This is a genomic window from Klebsiella sp. RIT-PI-d, assembly GCF_001187865.1.
Classification (GTDB): domain Bacteria; phylum Pseudomonadota; class Gammaproteobacteria; order Enterobacterales; family Enterobacteriaceae; genus Superficieibacter.
Map to the genome: position 1 here is coordinate 476156 of NZ_LGIT01000003.1, position 15205 is coordinate 491360.

Consider the following 15205-nt stretch of genomic DNA (forward strand, 5'->3'; position numbering starts at 1 on the left):
ATATGGCTACATTAACTGCAAAGAATCTCGCGAAAGCCTATAAAGGCCGCCGGGTAGTAGAAGACGTTAGTCTGACCGTGAAATCCGGTGAAATTGTTGGGCTACTCGGCCCTAACGGCGCGGGTAAAACCACCACGTTTTATATGGTCGTGGGTATTGTATCGCGCGATGCCGGCAACATTATCATTGATGATGAAGATATCAGTCTGCTGCCACTTCATGCGCGCGCACGTCGGGGCATTGGTTATCTTCCTCAGGAGGCCTCCATTTTCCGTCGCCTTAGCGTATTTGATAACCTGATGGCGGTCCTGCAAATTCGTGACGATCTGACGGCTGAACAACGGCAAGATCGCGCTAACGAGCTGATGGAAGAATTCCATATTGAACACCTGCGCGACAGTCTGGGTCAGGCGCTCTCCGGCGGTGAACGTCGCCGCGTGGAAATCGCCCGTGCGCTGGCCGCAAATCCTAAATTTATCCTGCTCGATGAACCGTTTGCCGGTGTTGATCCCATTTCCGTTATCGACATCAAACACATTATCGAGCATCTGCGCGACAGTGGTCTTGGCGTGCTGATTACCGATCATAACGTGCGCGAAACGTTAGCGGTGTGCGAACGCGCTTATATTGTGAGCCAGGGCCATCTGATTGCGCACGGTAAGCCAGACGAAATCCTTAAAGACGAACAGGTTAAGCGCGTATATCTTGGGGAAGACTTCAGACTCTGATAGGGTGTGTTTATCCTATCCTCGTCATGCCCCGGAAGCGGCCTGATGAATAAAGCGTAAGAAGTCAGCGACGTAAACTCGGGAGAGAATCGCTCTGAATATGAAGCAAGGTTTGCAATTAAGGTTTAGTCAACAGCTTGCTATGACGCCGCAGTTACAACAGGCCATTCGCCTGCTGCAACTCTCAACGCTGGAATTACAGCAGGAACTTCAACAGGCGCTGGAAAGCAATCCACTGCTTGAGCAAACCGATCTTCATGAAGAGATAGATGCCAAAGAATCTCCGGATAACGAAACGCTGGACAGCGTGGACGCGCTGGAACAAAAAGAGATGCCCGAAGAGCTGCCGCTGGATGCCAGCTGGGACGAAATCTACACCGCCGGAACGCCTTCCGGTAACGGCGTGGATTACCAGGACGACGAATTACCCGTTTATCAGGGCGAAACCACCCAGTCCTTGCAGGATTATCTGATGTGGCAGGTTGAACTGACGCCTTTCACCGACACCGATCGGGCGATTGCCACGTCGATCGTCGATGCGGTAGATGACACCGGCTACCTGACCCTCTCTGTCGAGGACATTCTCGACAGTATGGGCGATGGCGACATTGGGCTTGACGAAGTGGAAGCGGTACTCAAGCGGGTACAGCGATTCGATCCTGTCGGTGTTGCCGCCAAAGATCTGCGCGACTGCCTGCTGATCCAGCTTTCGCAGTTTGCTAAAAATACGCCGTGGATCGCTGAAGCACAGTTGATCATCAGTAATCACCTTGATCTTCTCGCCAATCATGATTTCCGAACTTTAATGCGCGTTACGCGTCTTAAAGAAGACGTACTCAAAGATGCAGTGAATTTTATTCAGTCTCTGGACCCGCGCCCTGGCCAGTCGATCCAGACCGGAGAGCCGGAGTATGTGATCCCGGATGTGCTGGTGCGCAAAGTGAACGGTCAATGGCTGGTCGAGCTGAATTCCGATAGCATTCCACGCCTGCAAATTAATCAGCACTATGCCGCGATGAGCGGCAGTAACCGCAACGATGCAGATAACCAGTACATCCGCAGTAATCTCCAGGAAGCGAAGTGGCTGATTAAAAGCCTGGAGAGTCGCAATGATACGCTGCTACGCGTTAGCCGCTGCATTGTTGAGCAGCAGCAGGCGTTTTTTGAGCAGGGTGAAGAGTATATGAAACCCATGGTGCTGGCCGATATCGCCCAGGCCGTTGAGATGCATGAATCCACGATATCTCGCGTAACTACGCAGAAGTATTTGCATAGCCCGCGCGGCATTTTTGAACTGAAATATTTTTTCTCCAGCCATGTAAATACCGAAGGCGGTGGCGAAGCCTCGTCGACCGCGATTCGTGCGCTGGTGAAAAAGTTAATCGCTGCGGAGAACCCCGCGAAACCGCTGAGCGACAGCAAATTAACCACAATGCTGTCCGATCAGGGGATCATGGTTGCACGTCGTACCGTGGCGAAGTATCGAGAGTCTTTATCCATTCCGCCGTCTAACCAGCGTAAGCAGCTGGTATGACCCAACCGATAAGGAAGACACTATGCAGCTCAATATCACTGGACACAATGTCGAGATTACTGATGGACTTCGCGATTTTGTCAGCACGAAATTTGCTAAGCTGGAACAGTATTTTGACCGCATCAATCAGGTCTACATTGTGTTGAAAGTGGAGAAAGTGACTCACATTTCGGATGCCACCCTGCATGTTAACGGGGGGGAAATTCATGCCAGTGCGGAAGGGCAGGACATGTATGCAGCTATCGACGGTTTAATTGATAAGCTCGCGCGACAGCTGACCAAACATAAAGATAAACTGAAAAAACACTGATTGTCCGGGCGTTCGCCTGATATCACACATGCTGTCAGGCGAAGCTTAGGTGAAATTATGATAAACAATGATACAGCGCTACAACTGAGTACCGTTCTTAACCCGGAATGTACCCGCAGTAACGTCCACTGCCAGAGCAAAAAACGCGCCCTGGAAATTATCAGTGAGCTGGCGGCTAAGCAGCTTAGCCTGGCGCCGCAGGTGGTATTCGAAGCCATCCTTACGCGTGAAAAAATGGGCAGTACCGGTATCGGTAATGGCCTCGCCATTCCTCATGGCAAGCTGGAAGAAGATACGCTGCGTGCCGTTGGCGTGTTTGTGCAACTGGAAACGCCGATTGCTTTTGATGCCATCGACAACCAGCCGGTTGATCTGCTGTTTGCACTTCTGGTGCCTGCCGATCAGACAAAAACGCATTTGCATACCCTTTCACTGGTGGCCAAACGGCTGGCAGATAAAACCATTTGTCGTCGTCTTCGGGCGGCGCAAAGTGATGAAGAGCTGTATCAAATCATCACTGAAACTGAACACAGTGATGATGTGTAGCAGGGATAACGCTTTACCCTTTGCTGTACTGAGGAGAAACGGTACATGGTACTGATGATCGTCAGCGGTCGCTCAGGCTCCGGGAAATCCGTTGCTCTGCGGGCGCTGGAAGATATGGGATTCTACTGCGTTGATAACTTGCCCGTCGTGCTATTGCCCGAACTGGCCAGAAGCCTGGTTGATCGTCAAACGTCTGCCGCGGTCAGCATCGACGTGCGTAATATGCCGGAATCGCCGGAAATATTTGAGCAGGCAATGCAAAATCTGCCCGAGGCTTTTTCGCCGCAGCTGCTGTTCCTTGATGCGGATCGTAACACGCTGATCCGTCGCTACAGTGATACCCGCCGTCTGCATCCGCTTTCCAGTAAAAATTTGTCGCTGGAGAGTGCTATCGATCAGGAAAGTGACCTGCTTGAGCCGTTGCGCTCACGCGCCGATCTGATCGTCGATACTTCTGAGATGTCGGTTCACGAACTGGCCGAAATGCTGCGTACGCGTCTGCTTGGCAAACGTGAGCGCGAATTAACGATGGTGTTTGAGTCTTTCGGCTTCAAGCACGGTATCCCTATTGATGCCGACTACGTGTTTGACGTGCGTTTTCTGCCAAACCCGCACTGGGACCCGAAACTACGCCCGATGACCGGCCTTGATAAACCCGTCGCGGCGTTCCTCGACAGGCATACTGAAGTGCACAACTTTATCTATCAGACGCGAAGCTATCTTGAACTGTGGCTGCCGATGCTGGAAACCAACAACCGTAGTTATTTAACCGTGGCGATTGGCTGTACCGGCGGTAAACACCGTTCGGTGTATATTGCAGAACAGCTGGCCGACTATTTCCGCTCGCGCGGCAAGAACGTTCAATCCCGCCATCGCACGCTGGAAAAACGTAAATAATGACGGTTAAAACGATCGTGGAAGTGACCAATAAGCTGGGTATGCACGCCCGCCCGGCGATGAAGCTGTTTGAGCTGATGCAGGGCTTCGACGCTGAAGTCCTGCTGCGCAATGATGAAGGCGCAGAGGCAGAGGCTAATAGCGTGATTGCACTGCTGATGCTCGACTCAGCTAAAGGCCGTCAGATTGAGATTGAAGCGACGGGGCCACAGGAGGCTGAAGCGCTGGCAGCGGTTATCGCGCTGTTTAATTCCGGTTTCGACGAAGAATAATAACCTGTCCCTTCCGGGACAGGATACCCTGCAAAAACACACTGTGATGTGTCATTCCGCATTAAATTTTTATATCGCTGCGTTATTATTTCAAAAATAAAATAGCTGAATATAATTTTACATTCCGTGCTGTTTATATGTTTAAAAAGCAACTTAAGAAAACCTTAACATTTCGTTGAAGTTCCATTTAAGTTTGTCGGCCATACTGACCCGGTATGAGCACATATTTCAGGACGGCTTTATGATCCACCTATCAAACCAAACTCCGCTGGGAACCGGACGGCATCGCCAGTGCTATTTACATCCGGAAAATGCTCAACGCTGCATTAAAATTATTTATCATGCCAGCCAGGGCGGTCTAAAAGAAACTAAGCGTGAGCTGCGCTATTATGCGCACCTGTCGGGCTATCTCAAAGACTGGAGCGGTATTCCGCAATATTACGGTATGGTAGAAACCGATCTTGGTACCGGCTATGTTTATGACGTAATTACCGATTTCGACGGTAAGCCATCTGTCACTTTAAAAGCTTTTGCGGCTCAGTGCTGTTATGACCGGGATGTTGTCATGCTGCGCGAGGTGCTGAGAAAGCTTAAACGCTACCTGCATGATAACCATATCGTCACCATGACGCTGAAGCCGCAAAATATTCTGTGTCGCCGGGTGAGTGAGTCAGAAGTGATACCGGTGGTGTGCGATAATATTGGCGAGAGCACGATCGTTCCGCTGGCCACGTGGTCTGCCTGGTTCTGCCATCGCAAGCAGGCGCGGCTGTGGCAACGCTTTATGCAGCAGCCCGCGCTGGCCGCCGCATCTGAAAACGGTGATGATGGCCAGAAAGCGGGCATGTCAGTAACGCTGACCTCGCATCGGGCCTAATACAGATTGTTGGTCGCCATAAATGCTTCTCCGCTTAATTGCTGCATCTGACGCATAATCCACGCCTGACGACTCCGCACGTAGCCGTCAGGCGCATTCGCGTGAAAGCGGATCGGGTTCGGCAGCACCGCGGCCAGCAGCGCGGCTTCAGAACGGGTTAGCTTGCTGGCAGGCTTGTGGAAATAATGCTGCGCTGCCGCCTCCACACCGAAGATACCCGTGCCAAATTCGGCAATATTAAGATAGACCGTCAGTATCCGCTTTTTGCTCCACACCGTTTCAATGCCTGCCGTCAGGCCGGCTTCCAGACCCTTACGCAGCCAACTACGGCCATCCCACAGAAACAGATTTTTTGCCGTCTGTTGTGAAAGGGTTGATGCGCCGCGGATCCGCATTTCATGCCGCTGATTATGCGATAGCGCTTTTTCAATCGCCGCCATATCAAATCCATGGTGGCCCGGGAATTTCTGATCTTCTGCCGCGATAACCGCAAGGCCCATATAGGGCGAGATGTTATCCATGTCCACCCAGTCGGCGTGAACGAGGTAGCCAAAATCGCCGGTCAGCCAGGCACTGATTTGCCGCTCAACCATGACGGCAGAGAAAGGTACGGGCACCACGCTGAACAGCGCAATACCGCCTCCCCAGAAAAGTGCGAGAGCCAGGAGTGTACGCCCCACAAGTCGACGCAGAGAAATAAACAGCGGGGAACGCTTTTTACTCATTCGGTCAGAGCCAGTACGCGTGCGACCAGTTTTTCGATGCCCGTCGCGGCCTCTGCAATATTCTCCGCCAGCATCCAGGCAGGCGTGGTCACTATTTTATTGTCTTCATCGACCACAATGTCATCCACCGGACAGGGCACATGCTCCGCTCCCATTTCATCCAGCACGTCAGCAGTATCAATATCCGTACCAATGGTCAGGCGTAGCGGGAAAGCAAAGATTTTGGGCAGCATTGCAGGCGCAATACACATAAATCCCAGGGGTTTACCGGCACGGTGCATTTCTATCGCCAGCGCCTTTAATTCGCTATTGACCTCGCACGCCGCGCCCTGAGTAGCAAAATTACTCAGGTTTTTGGCTGCGCCAAAGCCGCCGGGGACAATCAACGCGTCCAGTTCATCCGCCCGGGCCTGTGCCAGCGGCTGGATGTCGCCCCGTACAATACGCGCGGCTTCAATTAATACATTGCGGCTTTCAGCCATGACTTCGCCAGTGAGGTGGTTGATCACCTCAGACTGGATGTTATCCGGTGCGAAACAGACTGCCTGAGCGTCCTGACGGGCAAGTGCTAACAAGGTAATGACCGCCTCGTGGATCTCCGTTCCGTCATAGACACCGCATCCGCTCAGGACAACCCCAACTTTTTTCATCTGGCTATTCCTTTTCATAACTGATGAGCACTCAGCAGAAAACATGATTTAACCGCTGTGCTTCACATATTTAACTGATTCGTGTAACAAATAATTTAAGATTTGCTATCTTAATGAACGTGCGTCCCAAGTCTTTCCGCTGTGCCTTGTGTAAGAACGCTAATTAAACAGGCGCAGCCATGATTTCCCTGGTGTTGGCGCAGTATTAGCGCACCCCGGCCAGGCCGGGGTCATTTTTTATTACCGTTGGGCAACCCACTCTTTTAATACCGCGACATCGTGCTGCCACTCTTGCTTCAGCTCTTCAATCCATTCACCCACGTTATCCCACCAGGCAGGAAGATCGGACGACTGTATTTGCTGCCCTAATTGTTGCAGATGGCGCAGACCAATCGATCCCGCCGCGCCTTTGATTTTATGCCCCTCTTCCGCAATCGCTTTTTGATCGCGTGCGGTCAGGTTTGAGTCCAGCACACTAAGATAGGCAGGCATCATTTTTTCAAAAACGGCGAGACCGTCAGTGATTAATTTCGGCCCGACCAGCTCAATGTACTGCTCCAGCATGGGGATATCTAACAGCTCGTGTGTTTTGCCATTATCCATGGAAGTCACTCTCTTCTCCTCGTGGTTAGCAGTGTCCCAGAACTTCTTAATCATGGCAGTTAATGCCGGAACTGCCAGCGGTTTGCTTAAGACATCATTCATACCGGCATCAAGGTATTCTTGTTTATCTTTCAGCACGTTGGCTGTTAATGCCACCAGCGGAGGCAGTTGGTCACGTTGATAGCGCTGCGTCAGCTGACGGGAGATATCCAGCCCGGTCATATCGGGCAACTGGATATCGAGCAAAACCAGATCGTATTCGCTCGGGGTAAACATCTCCAGCGCCGCTGTACCGGTCATCGCGACATCAACGCTGTTACCCAGTTTCTCAAGCACCGAACGCGCCACAATCACGTTCAGCTCAATGTCTTCAACCAACAACACGTGCAGGGCAGGAAGCGGCATTTCCTCGTCTTTGAGAGCATCCTCGACTTTTTCCACCACCGCTGGCGCCTCGACTGTCAGCGTAAATATCGAACCTTTCCCTGCCTGGCTGGTGACGGTAATATCGCCGCCCATATTTTTCGCCAGCCGCCGTGATACCGCCAGACCAATACCGGTCCCGGTCGCAGGTTTGCCGCCGTTACTGTCTTTTACCTGATAGTACATGGCGAAAATTTTGTCCTGCTCGTCCTGCGGAATGCCGATGCCGGAATCTTCGACTTCAAAACGCAGCGTCTTCCCGCCCTCGTAGCGGATCCGCACCGTCACTTTCCCCTGTTGGGTGAACTTGACTGCATTACTGATCAGATTCCACAGGATCTGGCGCAGCCGCGTACCGTCGGTAATCACTTTGAGTGGCAATGGCTGGCTCGGCTCCATCACAAAGCGCAGCCCTTTCTGGTGCGCCTGTAGCCCGGAGAGATTTTCAAGATCGGCCAGGAAACTGGTGAAATCGACCGGCTGATTATCAAGCTGCACTTTACGGCGCTCGATTTTATCCATGTCGATAATATCGTTAAAAATATTGCCCAGGGTAACTGCCGAGACATGAATAGTTTTCAGGTACTTTTCCTGTTCGACACTGAGATCGGTGTCCAGCAGAATGCGACTCAGCCCCACAATTCCGTTCAGCGGCGTGCGCAGTTCATGGCTGATGGTTGAAATAAAGGTGGTTTTATCGCGGCTGGCGCGCTCCAGTGCATCCTGATAACGCTTACGCTCGGTGATATCACGACCAAATCCCATCAGTCCGTGACGTTTGCCGACGCGATCGTAATAAGGCACTTTACGAATTTCAAAGCAGGCTTTACGTCCGTCCGGGTAATCGAGCCACTGCTCGTAGGTCAACGAGACGTTATGTCGGAAAACTTTTTCATCGGTTTCAATCACTTTCGCCGCGGTTTCATCCGTGTAGACATCCTGTGGCTTCAGGTTCACCAACTGCTTTTCACTTTTGCCCGTCAGCAGTTCCATTGCCCGGTTACAGCCAGAGAATTCTTTGCTTTCATTACGATAGAAAACGAGATCGGGTGAAGCATCCAGGAAAGAACGTAAAAAAGCCGACTGCTGCTCAAGCCGAATTTGCGTTTCCTCACGCTCCTTCATCTCGATTTTAAGCTGCTCGAAGGTCGCCTGCCGTTCGGCCTCGGCCTTTTCTCGATCGGCGATTTCCTGATTGAGCTGGGCGATGTTGTTCTTCATCTGAACGTTCAGTTTGAGATCCCGCTCGCGCATCTCTTCCAGTTTCTCAACCAGCCGGGAAAGGCGCTGCCGCGACTCTTCGAGTTGTTCAACCACGACGGATAAAAAATAGACGGCCCAGGGCGTAATCAGAATGCCAAAGAAAATGGAGCGAATAATGTCGATTTCTTCAACGTGCCCGCGCAGTACCATGGTCACGGCCATCTGTACCGCGATGGCCAGTACGACCAGCACCAGTGCCAGCAGCAGAGAAAATCGCACCAGCCCCAGCTTCATCATTAGATCGACGTAATATTGCGCCAGTAAACGGATTTGTTTCATAAAAGGTTCCTTCACCCCAGCATGGCTCAATCATACCCAATTTTGGGCAACAGGTTGAAGATTGGTTAAAAAATGTAGAGTGGATCCGCAGACGCGCAAAAAATAACGCCACCCTAAGGTGGCGTGATAATTAGTTCCGGTGTCTGTCTAACCAGTCACCGCTGTCTATCAGCGTTAAGCCATCAACAGGCCGCTGATAAACGTACAACCATGCGCTCCCGTAAGGAGTCTGAATCAACTGACGTGCGTATTCGCCGCCCTTTGTGCGTAGCGCATCAAGCTCGGCAAGCGTTGCAGCATCAATACGATAAACTTCCCCATGTACGGTGCCATTACCGGGTACCGCGCCTGGATAGTGGCCCAGGCTATACAACTGGTAGTTATCGATGCGGTGATCGCCCAGCCACTGAGCGTTGGTCATCCAGTGGCTGTTGCCTTGCTTACTTCGTAAACTGCCGTAGACAAATATTCGCATTGCTAAAACTCAAACTGATAGAGCAGGTCCAGTGCCTGGTCTATGCCAGACACCGCTTCAAGATATAGCTTAGGCATCAGGCGATAGCGTAACGTGAGAGTCGCCAGTGAGTCAAAAATACCTACACCATATTTCACCTGTAGACCCGGCAGCACATAACCGCTGACGACCACCTGGGAGGAGTCACCTACTCCCTGGGTATCCAGCGCCAGATTACTGACGCCAAATGTCTCCCCGATTTTACCCACAACCTGCCCACTTTGTGCAACCCCCAGACCGACTAACATTGATGTCATTGCATCACTGTCGCTCTGTTCGCTGTCCAGACCCTGACCGCGAAGCAGATAGGAGAGTGCTTCCTGCTGCGACATTGCCGGATCTGAGAAAACTTCAGCTTTCGGTTCATCAGCGGTGCCGGTTACACGTACGCCGGCGATAACGTCGTTCTCTGTCGATTCCGGGTTACGAATGGCTTCAATATTTAGCAGAGGCTGATCCGGTGGACCGGAGAACAGCAGCTCGCCTTTACGCACAATCAGATCCTGGCCGTAGGCGTGGAAACGTCCTTCCGGAATATTGATTTGCCCATTCAGACCCAGCCCTTGCTTATCCTGAGCGACTTTCAGATCGCCCGTCAGTCTGGCTTTCAGCCCAAAAGCATCCAGGCGGACATTATTGCCGACATGAACAGTCAGATTGCTGTTAATCGGAATGGCCGCGGTTTTCGGCTCCTCCGGCTGCAAATCGTTATTCAGCATGACTTCATCACTGGAGACGCCCACCGCACTTTCCGGCAGGTCATGAACCACTATACGTGCCCACGGCACATCAGCGCTGCCATCAAGCGTAAACAGCTGCGGCGTGGCAGTGAACACGATATCTGGCGAGACGTCGAGGCGCACCATTGGCGGTACGGTGATCCGCACCCGGCTACCTTTCGCCGCGATCCGCGCGCGCCAGTTGTCGAGCTGGCTCCAGTCGGCATCGCCATTTAGCGCGATTTCGCCCTGACGCGTACGGACCACGCCCTGAAGCGTTGAACTCATGCCGTTAAAATTCATCGCCAGCTGGCTTGGCTGCATGTCGAACGGCATAAAGTTCGCATCCAGATCTACGCCGTTAAGCTGCATTTGACCAAACAGCTGCGGGCTTTGCGCGTTGCCCGCCAGCCGCAGGTTAGCGTTAAGCGTTCCCGCGGCTTTCTCACCCTGGGAGAAGATGGCATTGATCATCGCCAGCGAGAAATTACGGATATTCACATTGCCGCCGAGATTACGTTGTCCCTGCGGGTCGCTAATCTGCACCTGCCCGTCGAACTGACCGTTGTTCGTCAGACGCATCAACCATTCCAGCTGCGCACGATTATTACGCAGTTCGGCCTTCAGATTGAGCGTGCTGAACGCTACCGGCAGCGGCGCATCGTTGACTATCTGCGTTACTTTTACATTACGACCAGATAACGTCACGGCACCCTGCGGCAACCCTTCTTTGGTGGTGTCCCAGCTGACATCAGCCTTACCACTAAATACCCCGCTGGCCTGAGTGGTTTCCGGCATAAACGGCTTGAGCATGGCTAAGTCGAAGCGATTAAGATTGACCACCGCCCGGCCTTCAGCACCCGCATCAATAGTTTGCGGCACGCACAGTTCAGCGTTCGGGTTAGTCCAGCAATGTGGCCCGATACTGATTTTCTGCTCTTCATTACGGTAGTCCAGCGCAATGGCGCGATTTAGCGACCACGGCCCTACCGGCGTCTGGAAACGGGTATTGCTTAACGTTCCTTTCCAGCGCTGCGCCTGACGATCAAAACTTCCCGCCAGATCTAACTGTCCGGAGACCGGATCGCCCTGTACACGCAGTTGCAGCTGATGCTGTTTCTCGCTGCCTTTGGCTTCCAGGGTTAGCGAGCGAACATTGATGTCACCCTGGACAATACGCTCCACGCGCACGTCCATATTGCCGGCAATCTGATCGGTGGATTTGATATCCCCGTTAATCCGCACTTGCGCCACGGAGAGTTCCTGCCAGCGCAGGCCCCGGGCCGTGATATCCGCCAGCAACTGTGGCGCTTCTACCGTGCCGCGTACTTTCAGCAAGCCTTTCGCTGTACCCCCGAGACCCGGTAGCGCGTTATCGAGGCCGGGCGCGTCAATGGTGGCGTCGAGGTTAAGATCTTTTACCCCCAACTCTCCTTTCACATCTGCGCTGTTACGGCCCAGCGCAAGATGCAGACCGGGAATGACCCATTGCAAATAGCTGTTGCCCTTAACAGAACCGTCTACTGCCACTTTATTTTGCTTCACGTTACCGGAGAGTTTGATCTCCGGGATATCCATCTGCCAGCTGCCGCCGTACAGGCTACCGCGCGTTTTGATCAGGCCATTCAGTTTCGACGGCCAGTCCGGGAACTCCTTCGCGGTATTAATTCCTTTCAGTGCCAGTTCACCACGCCAGCTAATAGCCTGCTGCCAGTCAAGCAGCGCTTTCAGCTCAGTCGTCCCCTCCAGTGCGGCAACGGTAAGTTTATCCAGATTGATTTGCTGCTCGTTGCCTTTGGCATCAAGCATAATGGTGGCTGGCGGTACATCCTGTCCTTTCACCGCCGTGCGGAATGAAAGCGTATAATCCGTTGCTTTGCCGGTCAGCTTGAGCTTCAGGTTATCAGCCTGGTACTGTTTTTCACCGGTGAACGGCCAGTAGAGTTGCTGGCTGGTAATATCCAGATTGAGCGGCAAACCGACTTCCGTCAGACGCGTCTGGCCACGCAGGACGATATCAACCGGTCCTGAGAGATTAACACCCAGTTCAAGCTGTTCCCGCAGGGCACCGCCCACCTTGATCTTCACCTTCTCGCCTTTCAGCGGATCGACGTTTAGCGTGCTGTTGAGCGTCAGATCGACCGGCCAGTTATCTGCCAGCCGGGCGGTGCCGGTGGCATTTAACGTGCCTTCGTTGGCATCGATATCCAGCACATCAAGTTTCGTGTTACCGTCAATACTGCTGACTTTCAGCAGCATGTTGCGCACGGTGACGTCGGTATCACCGGTCAGGCGCAGTTGCTCCCCACGGAATTCTTCAATATTCAGATTCAGCGGCAGATGAACATCAGTCATCTCTGGCAGTAACGGTTTAGCGAACAGATCTTTTAGCGTTTCACCCAGCGGCTTCTCATCCGGCTGCGGATTATCAATCTTCGGCTCGATCACCTGCTCTTGCGCCACTTTGGCAACTTTCGGCAGCGCAATTAGCAGCCCTTGCAGCGAGGTTGGCGTAACGGTCAGATTTTTGTCCTGCCATGCCAGCCCGGAAGAAAAATTCATCACCGACACGGTAGTGTCATCGATATTGATATTGACGTTATTAAGCGCGATGCGGCTCAGGGTAATCGGATACGGCGTAGAGAGATCCAGCGGGCCGTTATCCTCTTCCTCGACTTTTTCAGCCGGCGGCAATTTTTTCGTATCAACCGTTACATTGATATCGGAAAGCGTAATATCGTTCACGCACAGGCTGCTTTGCTTCAGGCAGGCAAGACTGACGGAGAGATGAACCTGACCGGCATTAACCGCCACGCCGGGTTGGTCGTAGCGAATATTTTTCAGGTTCAGATCGCGCCAGCCGCCAGTCACCTGACCGATTTCCAGCCCGGGAACCCAGCGGTTAGCCGCGCTGAACAGCAGATGAAGCCCGCTTTTGGTGCCCACCAGGAACGCGACGGTTCCGAGCAATAGCAGGATAAAAATCAGCACCCCGAGGCTTATTTTCTTCCATAAACTCATAATTCTGGCCCCAGACCGATATAAAACTGTAAATCGTGCTTATCTTTATCGCCCACCGGCACGGCAAAATCGAGTTTTATCGGCCCCACCGGTGACTGCCAGCGAACACCAACGCCTGAGCCGGTTTTAAAGTCGCTTTTACGGATGTCACTTACCGCTTCGCCGCTGTCGATAAACACCGCGCCCCACCATTTACCGGTCACGTTGTACTGATACTCGAGAGAGCCAGTGGCAAGTTTCGATGCACCTTTAAGTTTGCCGTCGCTGTCTTCCGGCGAGATGGATTTATATTTATAACCGCGAATACTGCGATCGCCCCCGGCAAAGAAACGCAGGTCTGGCGGCACCCGATTAAAATCACCGGTTTCGATCCAGCCGAGATTACCGCGCATCACAAAGCGGTGCTTATCATACAGCGAACGTATCCAGACGTTCTGTGCCTGGAAAACGGAGAAATCAACGTCGGAACCCCATGCGGTATTGGAATAATCGATGGAGTAGCGCTGGGAATCGCCCCACGTCGGCATCAGACCACCGCGCGAGCGGGTACGGCTAATCATCACGCCCGGATAGAGCAGCATGGTGGTGTGGGTTTCATTACCTTGTGTAAAGTGATCGAGGCTCCAGCGCAGGTTAATGGCGCGCTGCCAGCCGCTCGACAGATCCCAGTAGCGGGATAGCGCAAGTGTCGTGGAGTCTGCTTCAGTATCGTTGAGGTCGGTACGCTTCACCCCGCCCTGTACCAGATAATATTGTTCAAGCGGATTTTTCAGCAGCGGCACTTTATAACTAAAATCCAGTACCTGTTCAGGCGCAGAAATACTGGCGCTGGTCGTCAGGCTGTGACCGTATGAGTTCATCCACGGCTTTTTCCACGTCGCTTTCACCCGCGGTCCCACGTCCGTGGAATAGCCCACCCCGGTTTCAATGGTGTTTTCGACACGCGGAGAGACGACGCCGTGCAGCGGCAACACTTTTGTTTGGCGTGCTTTATCGAATTCAGGCGCGACGATCACCGAGTTAAACCAGCCGGTGGCCGAGAGCCGGCGATTCAGTTCAGCCAGGTCCTTCGACTGGTAGTAATCGCCCTCTTTAAAGGGCACCAGGTTCTGCAAATATTCGTCGCGAATTTGTGAGTTTTCAAAAGTGACGGCACCAAAGCGATAGCGCTCGCCGCTGTCATAATCTATGTCCCAGAATGCCTGATGACGATCGAGCGCAACGCCTAACTGACTCTTTTTAAACTCACTGTCAAAATAGCCTTTACGCAGTGAGACGCTGGTCAGCCCTTTTTTAAAGTGTTCGTAATCACCGTGATCCAATACGGTTCCGATTGCCGGACGCTTATTCAGTAGCTCCAGATAGTCCTCATCGGTCCGCGCGCCGCCGCGCAGGATCACATTTGTCCCGCCAATACGCACCGGCTCTCCTGCCGAGACGCGGGCAATCAGCACCTGTCGCCCCTTTTCCGGTGGCGGGCGCAATTCAAAATCAATGGTCGGCTCATAGTAACCCAGCGCCTTTAACCCTTCGCGGATGGCATCATCAACGCGCGCACGAAAGCGCTGGTCCGGCGTCACTTCATCACTTTCGATGGTCGAAAGCTGAGCGCGAACGTTTTTTTGTAGTTGACCGGTTAACCCTTCAACCTGCAGACGAACGTTAGCCGCGCTGGCTACGCCGCTAAGCAGCAGTAAACTGGTCCAACATAACTGGCGGATTTGTGGCACATTTTCTCCTGAATATCCTTGTCTCCACCCCTGCTGGAAACGAACTGCCGATCCATAGCGTAACAAAGTCCCAACAACAGGACTTGAAAAACAGTCAACATCCCAAATATTTCT

13 protein-coding genes are annotated in these 15205 nt (G+C 52.7%); 7 read left to right on the top strand and 6 right to left on the bottom strand.

Annotation, left to right across the window (positions count from 1 at the left end):
- Nucleotides 1–2: 2 nt before the first annotated feature.
- The 7 genes from lptB (at nucleotide 3) to yrbL (ending at nucleotide 5164) form a co-directional block, all read left to right on the top strand.
- The gene (gene lptB / locus AC791_RS02680; RefSeq protein WP_049838936.1) at nucleotides 3–728 is read left to right on the top strand and encodes an LPS export ABC transporter ATP-binding protein; all 726 of its coding nucleotides are present in this window, start codon (nucleotides 3–5) and stop codon (nucleotides 726–728) included.
- 100 nt (nucleotides 729–828) lie between these two features.
- Complete coding sequence (gene rpoN, locus AC791_RS02685; protein WP_049838937.1) at nucleotides 829–2262, top strand: RNA polymerase factor sigma-54; 1434 nt, start codon at nucleotides 829–831, stop codon at nucleotides 2260–2262.
- A 22-nt stretch (nucleotides 2263–2284) separates the two neighbouring features.
- On the top strand, nucleotides 2285–2572 hold the full coding sequence (gene hpf / locus AC791_RS02690; protein ID WP_049838938.1) for a ribosome hibernation promoting factor: 288 nt from the start codon (nucleotides 2285–2287) through the stop codon (nucleotides 2570–2572).
- A 57-nt stretch (nucleotides 2573–2629) separates the two neighbouring features.
- Nucleotides 2630–3118, top strand: coding sequence for a PTS IIA-like nitrogen regulatory protein PtsN (ptsN, locus tag AC791_RS02695; protein WP_049838939.1), 489 nt, complete (start codon nucleotides 2630–2632; stop codon nucleotides 3116–3118).
- A gap of 45 nt (nucleotides 3119–3163) precedes the next feature.
- Nucleotides 3164–4015, top strand: a complete 852-nt coding sequence (rapZ, locus tag AC791_RS02700) for an RNase adapter RapZ (protein ID WP_049838940.1) — start codon at nucleotides 3164–3166, stop codon at nucleotides 4013–4015.
- The gene (gene npr / locus AC791_RS02705; RefSeq protein ID WP_049838941.1) at nucleotides 4015–4287 is read left to right on the top strand and encodes a PTS phosphocarrier protein NPr; all 273 of its coding nucleotides are present in this window, start codon (nucleotides 4015–4017) and stop codon (nucleotides 4285–4287) included. The genes rapZ and npr overlap by 1 nt, the downstream gene beginning before the upstream one ends.
- A 241-nt stretch (nucleotides 4288–4528) precedes the next feature.
- Nucleotides 4529–5164 carry a PhoP regulatory network protein YrbL gene (gene yrbL, locus AC791_RS02710; RefSeq protein ID WP_049838942.1) on the top strand — a complete coding sequence of 212 codons (636 nt, stop codon included), beginning with the start codon at nucleotides 4529–4531 and terminating at the stop codon, nucleotides 5162–5164.
- Here the strand turns inward: yrbL and mtgA are convergent.
- The 6 genes from mtgA to tamA form a co-directional block, all read right to left on the bottom strand.
- On the bottom strand, nucleotides 5161–5889 hold the full coding sequence (gene mtgA, locus AC791_RS02715) for a monofunctional biosynthetic peptidoglycan transglycosylase (protein WP_049838943.1): 729 nt from the start codon (nucleotides 5887–5889) through the stop codon (nucleotides 5161–5163). The genes yrbL and mtgA overlap by 4 nt on opposite strands.
- A complete protein-coding gene (elbB, locus tag AC791_RS02720) occupies nucleotides 5886–6539 on the bottom strand; it encodes an isoprenoid biosynthesis glyoxalase ElbB (RefSeq protein WP_049838944.1) in 654 nt (217 codons plus the stop codon). Before elbB ends, mtgA begins: the two co-directional genes overlap by 4 nt.
- Before the next feature lie 240 nt (nucleotides 6540–6779).
- Complete coding sequence (arcB, locus tag AC791_RS02725; protein ID WP_049838945.1) at nucleotides 6780–9107, bottom strand: aerobic respiration two-component sensor histidine kinase ArcB; 2328 nt, start codon at nucleotides 9105–9107, stop codon at nucleotides 6780–6782.
- Nucleotides 9108–9237: 130 nt separating this feature from the next.
- Nucleotides 9238–9582, bottom strand: a complete 345-nt coding sequence (locus AC791_RS02730) for a gamma-glutamylcyclotransferase family protein (protein ID WP_049838946.1) — start codon at nucleotides 9580–9582, stop codon at nucleotides 9238–9240.
- Nucleotides 9583–9584: 2 nt separating this feature from the next.
- Nucleotides 9585–13361: an autotransporter assembly complex protein TamB gene (tamB, locus tag AC791_RS02735; protein WP_049838947.1), complete on the bottom strand. Its 3777-nt coding sequence runs from the start codon at nucleotides 13359–13361 to the stop codon at nucleotides 9585–9587.
- The gene (gene tamA / locus AC791_RS02740; protein WP_049838948.1) at nucleotides 13358–15091 is read right to left on the bottom strand and encodes an autotransporter assembly complex protein TamA; all 1734 of its coding nucleotides are present in this window, start codon (nucleotides 15089–15091) and stop codon (nucleotides 13358–13360) included. Before tamA ends, tamB begins: the two co-directional genes overlap by 4 nt.
- Nucleotides 15092–15205 lie beyond the last annotated feature (114 nt).